This is a genomic window from Rhodoferax sp. GT1R46 (assembly GCF_056521285.1).
The window spans coordinates 1155793-1166700 of sequence record NZ_JBWMBC010000001.1; the positions used below are offsets into that span (position 1 = coordinate 1155793).

The 10908-nt window shown below is 59.4% G+C and carries 8 protein-coding genes; 2 read left to right on the forward strand and 6 right to left on the reverse strand.

What is annotated here, in order from left to right; translation table 11 throughout:
• Nucleotides 1-16 precede the first annotated feature (16 nt).
• Entirely contained in the window at nucleotides 17-1315 is a 1299-nt protein-coding gene (locus AC097W_RS05350; RefSeq protein ID WP_479601259.1) for a Y-family DNA polymerase, read from the forward strand.
• A 170-nt stretch (nucleotides 1316-1485) separates the two neighbouring features.
• Here the strand turns inward: AC097W_RS05350 and AC097W_RS05355 are convergent, their stop codons facing one another.
• Nucleotides 1486-1878, reverse strand: coding sequence for a ScoMcrA-related endonuclease (locus AC097W_RS05355; protein ID WP_479601260.1), 393 nt, complete (start codon nucleotides 1876-1878; stop codon nucleotides 1486-1488).
• Between the two features lie 70 nt (nucleotides 1879-1948).
• Here AC097W_RS05355 and AC097W_RS05360 point away from each other — a divergent pair, with 70 nt between their 5' ends.
• Nucleotides 1949-2359, forward strand: coding sequence for a (deoxy)nucleoside triphosphate pyrophosphohydrolase (locus AC097W_RS05360; RefSeq protein ID WP_479601261.1), 411 nt, complete (start codon nucleotides 1949-1951; stop codon nucleotides 2357-2359).
• 256 nt (nucleotides 2360-2615) lie between these two features.
• Here AC097W_RS05360 and AC097W_RS05365 read toward each other — a convergent pair whose 3' ends face one another.
• Genes AC097W_RS05365 through AC097W_RS05385 form a run of 5 tightly spaced genes read right to left on the reverse strand, consistent with a single transcriptional unit; the run spans nucleotide 2616 to nucleotide 10227 of the window.
• The gene (locus tag AC097W_RS05365; RefSeq protein WP_479601262.1) at nucleotides 2616-3797 is read right to left on the reverse strand and encodes a Wadjet anti-phage system protein JetD domain-containing protein; all 1182 of its coding nucleotides are present in this window, start codon (nucleotides 3795-3797) and stop codon (nucleotides 2616-2618) included.
• On the reverse strand, nucleotides 3794-7246 hold the full coding sequence (locus tag AC097W_RS05370) for an SbcC/MukB-like Walker B domain-containing protein (RefSeq protein ID WP_479601263.1): 3453 nt from the start codon (nucleotides 7244-7246) through the stop codon (nucleotides 3794-3796). The genes AC097W_RS05365 and AC097W_RS05370 overlap by 4 nt, the downstream gene beginning before the upstream one ends.
• Complete coding sequence (locus AC097W_RS05375) at nucleotides 7233-7925, reverse strand: DUF4194 domain-containing protein (RefSeq protein WP_479601264.1); 693 nt, start codon at nucleotides 7923-7925, stop codon at nucleotides 7233-7235. Before AC097W_RS05375 ends, AC097W_RS05370 begins: the two co-directional genes overlap by 14 nt.
• Nucleotides 7922-9388, reverse strand: coding sequence for a Wadjet anti-phage system protein JetA family protein (locus AC097W_RS05380; protein WP_479601265.1), 1467 nt, complete (start codon nucleotides 9386-9388; stop codon nucleotides 7922-7924). Before AC097W_RS05380 ends, AC097W_RS05375 begins: the two co-directional genes overlap by 4 nt.
• The gene (locus AC097W_RS05385; RefSeq protein WP_479601266.1) at nucleotides 9370-10227 is read right to left on the reverse strand and encodes a WYL domain-containing protein; all 858 of its coding nucleotides are present in this window, start codon (nucleotides 10225-10227) and stop codon (nucleotides 9370-9372) included. The genes AC097W_RS05380 and AC097W_RS05385 overlap by 19 nt, the downstream gene beginning before the upstream one ends.
• Between the last annotated feature and the right edge of the window lie 681 nt (nucleotides 10228-10908).

Genomic DNA, 10908 nt, shown 5'->3' on the forward strand with positions numbered 1-10908 from the left:
GCCCTTAAGCATTCTTATGTACGCCCTGGTCGATGGCAACAACTTCTATGTGAGCTGCGAGCGTGTGTTCCGGCCCAGCCTGAATGGCCGCCCGGTCGTGGTGCTGTCCAACAACGATGGTTGTGCGATTGCACGAAGCAATGAAGCCAAGGCCCTGGGCATTGCGATGGGTGCCCCCTGGTTCAAGATCCGGCATCTAGAAGACGAAGCCGGGCTGGTGGCGCTCTCCGCCAACTTTGCGCTCTACGGCGATATGTCGGACAGGATGATGAGCCTGGCGGCGGGGCTGGGTCCTGCACAGGAAATCTATTCCATTGACGAATCCTTCATTGACCTGATCGGATTGCGTGGTGACCTGGTGGAGCGCAGCCACAAGATCAGGGACCGCATCCTGCAGTGGGTGGGGATTCCCTGTTGTGTCGGTATCGGCTCGACCAAGACCCTGGCCAAGCTGGCGAACCACATTGCCAAGAATGCAGAGCGCAAACCTGGCAGCTACCCCGACAAACTGGCCCAGGTTTGTAACCTGGCTGCCATGTCGCCACAAGAGTTGAGGGAAACATTCGCAGCCACTGCGGTTGGCGAGGTGTGGGGCATTGGTCGGCGCATCAGCAAGCAGCTCAATGACGGGGGTATTCATACCGTCCAGGACCTGATCGAACTGGACTCCGCCACGCTGCGGCGCGGCTGGTCAGTGGTTCTGGAGCGCACCGTGCGGGAACTCAAAGGCACCCCCTGCATTGATCTGGACCACACACCAGCCGCCAAGAAGGAGATCGCCTGCACCCGGTCCTTCGGACGAGCCGTGACAGCACTCGAATTCCTTCAGGAAGCTGTGACGGAGTTCGCCAGCCGCGCTGCGGAGAAGATGCGCAAGCAGCGCAGCCAGGCATCGCAAGTACTGGTGTTCATTCGGACCAGCCCGTTCCGGCCGGATGCGCAATACAGCCGATCCCTGATCGTTCCGCTGCGCAGGCCCACCGCGGACACCGCATTGATCGTGCAGGCGGCGCTGATGGGCCTAGACGCGATCTACCGCAGTGGATTCAAGTACGCCAATGCCGGGGTGATGGTGCTCGACCTTCAGCCCGACACGGTGCAACAACAGGAGCTCGATCTGGAAGACGACGGCGAGGCCGATACGACCCGATTGATGGCAGCCCTTGACACCCTCAACCTGCGGTACGGCAAGGGGACCATGAAGATTGCCAGTGCCGGCCTTGCCGGCAATAGGCGGACCTGGACGATGAAGCAGGAGCGCAGGACGCCGGGGTACACCACCTGTGTAGCGGATATGCCGGTGGCGCGGGCGTGAACATGGAAACACTACCGTCGATACCCGGACTCAAGCGCGTACACGCCAAGCGGCTGCGAGAGGTGTACCGCTCGGCGGGGTGGCCATACCAGGACCTGGTGGAGATTGAACTACTGGCTGCGGGACTGCTAGAGCAGGTGGTGGAGCCCACAGGGCACGCGATCGTGCGGCTAACCGAGGCTGGAATGCGCCATGTGGCCCAGACCGCAGATCAAAACCGCCAGGCACGCTCCCACCATGAAAACCTGGTGGAACTGGTGGCTCGCAGCATGCAGCGGGAAGGACGCATTGTGTGGAGAGGCGTCACCCCCAGAAAATTCATCTGCAGTGAGTGGACGTCCGGCAATGCGCCGAGCAGCGTACCCAAAAATCGCCTTAGGCGGATAAGCACGGTCCTCAAATATCAGGTCGTAATCAGTCGAGGCACCATATCCAAGCTCCTGCGCTTCTGATGGTGAGAATGATTGCAGGGCCTGCAGTACATCATCCTCACTCAAGCTGGTGAGAAGCTCTCGCAGGCCACGTATCCGGCCCGATGGACCCTTGTCAAACGCCATAACCATGGGTCTCTCCCTGAAGTCCAATTGTTGTTGGAATTCATTATGAAGGCATTGGGTTATCTAGAATCTCGATATGTCTTCACCAGTGATCTCTGTTGTTGCCGGCGTCTTGGTGGGCGGCAATGCCGTCTTCATCGCTCGCCGCAATCCAGGTGGTGCTGCCGGTGGCATGTGGGAGTTTCCGGGAGGGAAGGTCGAATTAGCTGAGGAGCCGCACATTGCTCTGACAAGAGAGCTCAAAGAGGAGCTCAATCTAGATGTCGTGGTCGGTGGTCGAATCGGGGCTTTCGACACGGTTGTTGGCCAACGCACCATTTCTTTAGATTGCTATTGGATAGCAGAGTTTATGGGCGATATTCGACTGACATCTCACACTGAATTTGCCTGGTGCAGTCTCGACCGTCTTGATGATTACGAATTCGCAAGTCCGGATCTGCCTGTGATTCTGGAGATACGACGGTCATGGACACCGCCAGCACGGTGAAGTCGTGCATGGCAAGGTATCGCAATGAAAGTCTCGGTGCACCCGGATTTACGTGCATGACTTGCTGACTTATGCCGTCAATGGGGTATTTGAATTGCCATTACTTTGTTGTTGAACTTCGGCGACCATTGCCTGCTCGCCGCCTTAAACGCGAACGTGCTGGGGTACCACATTTTTCGATCTTCTCTATTTGATCTTTTGCATGTTGAGCTGACCTTGCATAACGGTAGTCATAGTTCTTTTGGTGAGTAACCTTTTACAGCCGACCCAAAGCCTCCTGCTCGGCAACAAACTTTGCTTCGCGCATCGCCTGGCCCAATTCCGACCATCCTGCTGCGCAGGCGAAGTGGTGAATACGCTCCAATGTTCTTGCAGATGCCTTAACCCGCATATCTAAGGGCACATCCTGAGGAGACATGCCGTGAGGCTGAAGGGCAAACCCTTCCGCCCTGGCTACAACTGCGATCGTGGAGGCGATTCGGAACCCTCCTTCGTCAACGTCACCCCAGTGACGAATCGGCGTGTTCGGCGTCAGGCTCCTCAGCAGGCGCCCATACATCGCCCGCCAGGCTGGTGAAGGCATACCCGCTGTGTAGATCAACAGCACTTGTTCGTCTTGCCGGCGCTTTGCCTCACTATGAAAGGTGGTTTTATTTTCGATCGTGATCACTTCCTTGATTTCGCTGGCCACACCTTGAATGGTCGGAGCTGGTAACCCGATGTAGGGAGCGTCAATCAGTCCGGTGGAACGAACCCGTGCAATTTGTACGTGGCCGGCCAGCAGCACAGGATGCTCTTCCCGGAACAACCCCAGCTCCTGCCACACCTGGGCAGCAGCCCTTGGGCTCTCCTCGATACCGCCACTCAGCAGGACGTCGAGTTGGGATGTCACGGCTTCAATTCGCTTGCTGTCGAGAAACAACCGCGCACTGAATTCCCTAACCGGTGCGGCAATCGCGTCCTGGCGACGCGCTGCGCACGCATGAATGGTCTTGGCCGCATCAATCCATGCGCCGGCGTCCTGCGGACCCAGCCCGCGCACTTTGGCCATGCTGGTCCAGCGACTAATCACCTCTTGGATTACAGGGAAGTCAGCCTTCATTGACTCCAATTGGGCAACCGTCTGGGCCAGCTGGTCCGCATAGGTGCTGCGCCCCAGAAAGCTGGCCAACGTCTGTACGTCTACCAGGTCGATGCGCTGAATCAAGCCATCCTTCGGATTCAGCTTGTCGCGCTGCAGGGTGACGGCTCCTGCGTCGCGCGCGGCCAAAAAGGTTTCATCGCATTCCTGTTTGTGTTGCCAGCTCCGGAGTTCGCTGTAGGGCTTCAAATGCGTGGCCGTCAGTGCAGGTGGGCGCGCACGGGCACCTGCGGCGTGCTTGTTACCAGCCTCCAGCAGCTTCGCAAGCAAGTCCCTGGCGATGGCGCTTGTGCTCATGACGTGGCAGCAGCAGGCCGCGCGATTGGCTCCTGGCGCACGGCCAACAACTCCGCCTCCAGCAGCTCAGGGTGGTATTCCCACATGTCCTCGCGGAACTGCTCCCGCATGGCTTCGCTGACCCGGCGTCCTTCGACCTGGATCACATGGCGGGTTTCGTCCTTCATGATCTCGAAGTAGCTGTGCAGGAACGCAGTAAGCGTGGGCAGGTTCTCGCCCGGGCTGGCAAGAAGCACCTGCAGGCCGAGTTTTTCGAGGTAGCGCATGGTAGCCACGATGTTGGGCGTGTCCATTTTGTCGAAGGCTTCGTCCAATAGGATGAGCCGCAAACCGTCCTGGTTGTTCTCATCCATGCGGTAGGCCGAGGACAGGGCGGCGCCGGCGATCACGTACAGCGGCGCGCGGTGCTCGCCACCGGAACCCGGGCCAATGCGCTTGCTCAGGTGTCCGATGGTCTTGGTGACACCGGTGACGGGGTCGTCGGTCTCAATCTCGATGTCGAACTCAAAGAATTCCCGGTAGTCATCCAGCGGGCTCTTGACCGCGGCATTGCCGGTGGTGGTCTTCTCGCGCAGCAGCTCCGCGAACTGGGCAGGGATTTCCCCGGGCTCACCAAACAATCCGCCGTCGGCACCAAAGTCGGCAATGTTCTCGATGAACTTCTTCAGCGGCATCAGGTCTGGACGGACTTTGGCCTGGAACTGGTACCGCTCTCCATTGGTGAAGGCGGGGGAGGCCTTGAGCGCATCATTTAAGCGCTTGAAGGTGGTGGTCTGGTACTTGAGGTTGGCGTGCAGGGCCAGCGCCACGTCCTGGCGGAAGGTGTTCTGCGATGCAAGGTAGGCTTCCTGCGCCTGGTCCTTGTACTGGGGCAGCTCCGTGGTTTGGAGCCTGCTGACTTGCTGCTCCATCCATGCTTTGGACTTGCGCCAGTCAGACATCACCTCATCGCTGACAGCTTCGCGGTGCTCAGTCAGGAAGGTCCCTAGCAGCGTCTGGGCCGGGCCCAGGTGACGCGCCATGGCGGTGTTGCAGCGCTTGGACTGCGATTCGCACTGGTCGGCCATTGCTTGGTAGTTGTCGCCGTGTTGCTCCAGCAGCGCGTCCCAGCGATCGGAAGCGTATTCCGGGTCATAGTCTGCATGGCCACGGCAGGTTTCGTGCACCGTCCGTTTTCTCTGGAGCTCCAGCAGCTTGGCCGCGCATTCCTTTGTCAATCTCTCCAGTTCCATCTGGGCCCGTACAACGGCATCACGGGCATTGCGAGAATCTGTGTCCAGCAGAGACTTGCGCGCCTGCAGTGCCTGTAGCTTGGCGCACAGCGCTTGGTATTCGGCACTGGTGCTGCCAGCAATACGTTGTTGGGCGAGGTCTCTTTCGGTGAGCGCTTCGCTCAGCTGGCCTGCAGATCCAAGCAGTAGGCGGAGTGACTCCGGCGACGACAAGCTCTGCACGGCCTTGCGGATCCGATCAATGTCGCCTTGACGCCCTTGAAGGTCGGCAACTTTTTGGTTCAAGTCACGGGATTCAACCCTGAGACCGTCGACCTGGCCTTTGGCGCCGGCGCCGATCTGCAGGTCCGCCTCCGGCACCAGGCGCAACCGCTCGAAGTCCCCGGGACCTACCAGCATGCCATCCAGGGTAAGTGTCCGTTCGCCCCGCAGCGCCTCCTGGGCGGTATTGGCGCGCTTGAGATTGCCCAGCTTGCCGCGCAGGTAGGCCACGGCCACCTGGTTGCTGCCCTGAATCAGGCTGGCCACCGTGTCGGCTGCTGGCTGGCTCTGCCCAGGCCGCGCTTTGTCCGAGCGCACAATTTTGACGCCGTAGATGCTCCGTTTGCCCTGCAATGCCTGGTAGATGCCAAAGGCTTTTTGTTCCTCCTCCGAGTCCCGCAGCAGAATGGCTTCCACGTTCTTGGCCAAGTAGGCTTCGATTGCTGGCTGCCATTTGGGCTCGGTCACCTTCACCAGATCGCAGACCGGGGTGGGATGCAATCCGTGGTCCGCGAACTCATGCATCAGCCGGGCCGTCGATTCACTGACCTGCGCGCGGTTGGTGTTGGCGCGCTCCATGCCCAGTTTGACCGTCGAGAGCCGTTCTGTGGCGATCCGAAGCTGCTCCTTAACGACGTCGTGCTCCTCATTCAGGTGCGCACCAGCGGCCTTTAGCGTTTCTCCAAGGTCCTGGATGATTTTCCCCAGCGCATCCTGGTCGATCCGGTTCTGCTCCCATGAGAACGCGCCAAGCTGCTGAGCGGCCTGCGCAAGCGCGGGCTGCCACTGGGTCAGCAGGTCGTTGGAACTGGCATTTTGGAGCAGCTGCCGGAAGCTGCGGAGTTCCGCCTTCAGGACTTCTTCCTGGCGGGCGGTTTTTGCTTGCGCCTGCCCCAAGTCCTGCTGGGCCCCTGCATTCTCGGCATGGTCCGCATGGGCACGCTGAAGGCCAGTCAACCGTCCTTCTTCGAGCGCCCATGCTGCCAGCGCCTGATCGGCTTTGGTGCTGGCCTTGGTGCATTCTTCGAGCACAGCTTCCTGAGCAAACTTGTCACCCGTCAGCTTCTCGTGGGCCGCATTGCTGAGCTCGTACGTCGCAGAGGCCTGCAGTCCGGTCCACGTGGCGGATTTTCGAGCCTCGGCCAGTGCCGCGTCAAAGTTCTTGCTGACCTCCTGGCCTTGCTTGATTTTTAACTCGACCCCCTCGACCAGGAGGTTGATCCGCTTGAAGGTCTCCACCAGTTGCTTGAACCGGGCAATATTGGTCGGTCGGTCTTCCAGCACATCATTGCGAACAATCTGGTCCACCGACTTGGAAAAGCTCATTCGCAACGCAAAGCGGAAGGCGCGCGCAAACGCGTCGTAGGACGCTGGGCCCGCCTTGCCACGCAGCATGAACAGCACCTGCTTAACGTAGCTGGCGCCATCGTCGAACAGCGGCTCCTCACCGGTGACCTTGGATTGCTCCAGCAGCCGGTGGCGGAAACTACTCCAGGGCAGCGGCATGGTGGCGCCGTCCACCGTCTGCAGGTGCTCGGACATGCTCAGCTCCACGCCGCGGATGACATAGCGCCCCAGAACCTTCTCCGCCTCGTTGCTCAGCGAGGCCTCAATGCACACACCCATGGAAACCGGCTCCTTGGTCTCGGTGTCGCGCCAGACCAGCGTGATGTAGGTGGTGGCCTGCTGCCGAGCGCTCTGTTCAATGGTGTCGCCGTACTGCCCAAGACAGTAAGAGCGTAGGGTGCGGCTTTGCTGGTGAGATTTGTTGTCGGCCTGTGCATTGAAGTGCATCTGATTTTTGTTGGCGCCCATCATGGCGATCTGCACGGCATCGAGCGCCGAGCTCTTGCCGCTGCCGTTGCGGCCGAACAGACCCGTGATTTCTTCTAGGCGGAATTCCTGCTGCTCGTACAACAGGAACTGCACCAGTTTGACGCTTTCAAGCCGCTTCATCGTTGATCCCCTGGTTATCCTCGATCGCTACAAGCTCGCCGGCGGCACCATCTGCTTGCACCTCATCTTTGGCTGCGCCCCACTGTGCCAGCCGCATCAAGGCAGTCTCGCCCAGCACGTCAACGATGGCCGGTCGGATGGCCACGCCGCCGGCAGATTGCTCCTGCAGGGGGGTGAGGTGGCCGCTGTCATCGTCCTCCAGGCGCCGGGCAATGCCCCAGCGCTTTGCGGAGCGTAGTAGCGTGTCGAGTTCGCCGCGGGTGGGCAGGTCGCGCCCGGTCATCAGGTGGAACTTCTCCTGCAGCTCGATGTAGTCGCACAGAACCTCGCCGTCTTCGGTGAGCCCCCCCGCACGCACGCCTTCGTCGTACAGGCCGCGCAGAACCAATGCAAACAGCGTCTGGGCCACGGTCGCGGTACCGGCCTTTGCGTGCCGCGGCAGTGCGGTGACATAGCGCAGCTGCCGGTTAATCGAAAGTGACACCCCCAGCGGGGCCAGGACCTTGGCGAACTCGCGCTCGTAAAGGTCCAGGATGGCATAGGTCACCCGGCTGCTGCGGTCGGAGTGGTAGATCACCTGTTCGGCCACCAGGCGGTAGGCGGCAGTCTCGAAGTCTTCGACGGTATAGATGCCATCCAGCCGACTGGCCAGATCCTCCCAATCCCTTGGGTTGCTCATTTGATCTCCCTGTTTTTAGTCTGGCGTTTGCGCCAGCTCAGTGTGAACGGCTTGCCGCCCAAATACGGGTGCTCGGTGGCTTCGTCGCCGGTGTAGCGCAGCTCCATGCCCGGGGCCGATGCCCGGCCTTCCATTTCAAGCCTGGGAATCCTGGAGTTGGTGGCCATGGCCACGCTGGTCAGGGCCTGGAAGGCGCGCAAATCCTCAATGGACCCGCAAGGCAAGGCTTCGCTGCCGGCGGCGGCCGTGTCCTGCAGAACTTTCTCGGCATAGGCGCGCAATTTCATGGGAGTGATGGACCTGCGCTCCTGGGCGCGGCGCACCAGATTGCCAATTGCGCGCGTCCGATCGGAGATGATCACTTGGCGCAGGGGCGTAGGCGCCAGCCGCGGCACCTCCTTGCGTGGCTGGGCTAGACGTGCGCCTCCCATCAGGGCATCAGGCGGGAACACGGGGGCGACGTCGATGTCGGGATTGGCAATCAAGCGGTCCATGGTCTGCCGGAGCAGGTTGTCGATGGGGCGGATCGCGCGCAACTTGTATTCCAGGAAGGCCAATGCGCGCCGGTTGGCAACGCGGATCTCTTCGTCTAGACGCTCCAGGTACTCTTCGATCCGGTCGAGCTCGTACAAGCGCTGAAGGTCGCGCTGGAATGCGGCCTGGCCTTTTTTAGCATCCCCGCTGGAGAGGCGGTTCACATACCAGTCCAGCAAGCGGCTGCGCTGCTCTGGCTGGGTGTCGATGTCTGTGACAGCGTCCAGGATTTGCTGGCGCTTGGACAAGGGGTGTTCCCGGGTGCGCAGTTCCTGATAGTCCCCAATAAAAACTTCTTGGATATACGAGGTAAAAAAGGACCGAACGTACTGGGCCGTGGTGGGTTGCGCGCCTATGGTTGCCATCAGGTCGCGCACATTGGTGCCGGTGTTGCGGATGTAGACCAACAGGTTTCGACACTGTTCGGCCGCCTCCCGCAGCAGGTCGCCGCTGGCTTCGCCCTTGTGTACCTGGGCCACTGATGCATCGATTGCGCGGATCTTGCCCGAAACGAACACGGGACCAGTTTCGGCGAAGTTGATCAGCTGGGTCAGCAGTTGGCCCACGGCTGGCGCCATGTTGACGGTTTTTTCGATGCCGTACTTCTCCATACGAAACCAGCCCGCGTCGACCAAGCGGTTGTAGACGCTAATGGCTCGGATGTTCAAGGGCGTATCGGGCTGATCGCCGGACTCGGGCTGCCATTCGTCGGCGTATTTGAGGTGATCTTCGATCTCCTGCGTGATCTCGCGTTGCAGAAAGCCGTAGCTGGGTGGTAGGGGCGCATCGGGGCCGAAACGTCGGCGGTGCAGATGGCACAGCAGCGCCCAGTAGCCATGGCGGTTTTGCGATGCCAGGGGCCCGAAGAGGCGCTCCGGTATACGCTGGAAGAGTGCCATGGAAGCGGGGGTTAAGCTGGGAACAGCCATTTGCGTACTTCCTCGACGTTCTCAACCGCCAGTTGGTACTCAGGTGGCAATTCCTTTTCAAGGTCCAAAGCCAGTCTTAGCTCCTGGACAAGGTAGGGTAGCAGGGCGCCGCGGCAACTGTGAACACGCGCCGCAGTCCCGTCGAAATACTCGCTGCGCACCAGGTCCTGCTGACCGGGAGTGAGTTTGGGATGCGCCTGTATGCGCACCTTCACAACAGCGTTCCACTTGGTGTCCTCTGCGGCTGAGGATTCGGCCTTCTGGTCCAGCATGGAGAGCTTCGCAATTCGTCCCAGCACGAAATCCCGAAAGTCACCTGTCTCAAGGCTGTAGCCGCGCATGTGCCAGCGCCGGCCGGCTTGGACCAAGCTGTGTGGCTCAACGGTGCGCGGGTGCGGCTCGGGGGTGCGCATGGAGCGGTATTCCAGCTTCAGACGCGTGCCTTGCTCGATGGACAGACGGATGCGGGAGAAGGTATTGGGGTTGACATGAGAGAAACCCCACGGCGCCACTGTGATCGGACCCGCACCTGGTTCGAGGTCAGCGTGTATGTCCGCCTCCGCCAAATAAGCTGCTAGGTTCAGGTCCGAAGTTCCAGCTTTGAGTTCAGACAGAACATTACTGTACGCGGCAGGGGTAACAAAGTAGGATTTGCTCTTGCTGTCCCATTGAAACCAATCGGGGGTTTCTTCTCGGACCTCCCTGAGCAGTTGGCTCACACGGATGCCGCTGAGGCCTAAAGCGTTCATCAACCGGCCGCGGCTCAGACGTCCCTCCCACAAAGCCATACGGCGCATGACCTTGTAACGGTTTTTTTCGAGCAGGTTGGCGAGGATCATTGCGTTCTGGGCTGATGGTATAGGAAGCAATATCATATATTAATATATATTATATTGACCTATTTTCCTTCAGTCTTGAGGTGAGTCGCTTGACCCAAGCCCCCTCAAGACTGAACCTTGGACCTCAAATCCACGTGCTACTACAAATGGGTGACATCGCTTGTATACTGTACACGCGATAAAGTGTTAGCTGTACGGCAAACTTCGTAGATTCTCGAGGTATCGAGAAAAAAACCGGGGAACAAATCGGGGAACATAACGGTTGTTAAAAATGATAGCACAAGCATCCATGAGGGCTGCAAGGCATCATTAGAGCGGTTTCACACGACCATATGAATCAAGGACTTAGCGTCGAAAGACACTAAGTCCTTTCTTCTTTCTAAAGCCAAGGGGTAAACCAAGGGGTAAACGCTTAAATGCGTTACAAACTTGCCAGCTTGGTATGACCCTGTTTCCCAAAGCTCTGGGTTTGCCTAAACATCCAGAACTACTTAAGGGCGGCTTGAATTAATCCAGTCGGGTCACGTCAGTGCACCAGTCAGCAATGCTTGGGTGAGTTGCTATGTAAGCGCGCGGCAAACCCATATTGACCGCGGCCCTGCAGTGGTGGTGACAGTCAGGGTGACGCGGTTGGCGGCGTCCAGCGATGTGGCAGCAACTCGCCAATCATGCTGTTGCGCT